The organism is Pedococcus sp. P1_H8 (assembly GCF_056405175.1).
The window spans coordinates 1-595 of sequence record NZ_JBFUCP010000074.1 but is presented as its reverse complement, the minus strand read 5'-3'; the positions used below and the strand labels follow the sequence as shown (position 1 = coordinate 595).

General features: G+C 72.6%; 1 pseudogene. It reads right to left on the bottom strand.

Annotated elements, in window-relative coordinates:
* Positions 1–595 (bottom strand): annotated as a pseudogene (locus AC1DYG_RS18905) (glycine dehydrogenase (aminomethyl-transferring)); the annotation flags it as partial.

The following is a 595-nucleotide window of genomic DNA, read 5'->3' as shown; positions in this document are numbered from 1 at the left end:
CGTCGTAGCCGGTGATCGCGGCCAGCCAGTCCTGCAGGTCGGTGATGATCTGCAGCATGCCGGGGGCGTCGCCGGTCGGCGCGAACGGGTGCAGCCTGTTGAACTGCGGCCAGGTGATGGCCTCCATCTCGGCAGCCGCGTTGAGCTTCATGGTGCACGAACCGAGCGGGATCATGCTGCGGTCCAGCGCGATGTCCTTGTCCGAGAGCCGGCGCAGGTACCGCATCATCGCGGTCTCGGTGCGGTACGCGACGAAGGCCGGGTGGGTCATGAACAGGGAGGTCCGCGCGAGCGACGCCGGCAGCGAGTCTGCGCCCTGCGGCACCGCCGCACCGCCCACCCCGAACGCGGCCAGCACGGACTCGAGGTGCGCCGCGGTGGTCGCCTCGTCGCAGGAGATGCCCACGTGGTCGGCGTCGACGCGCCGCAGGTTGACGTTCCAGGCCTTCGCGGCCGAGATGACGGCGTCGGCGCGGCCGGGCACCCGGGCGAGCACGGTGTCGAAGAACGCCTCGTGCACCACCTCGACGCCCGCGGCGCGCAGCCCGGCGGCGAGTGCGGTGGCGTGGCCGTTGACGCGCCGGGCGATCGCCCG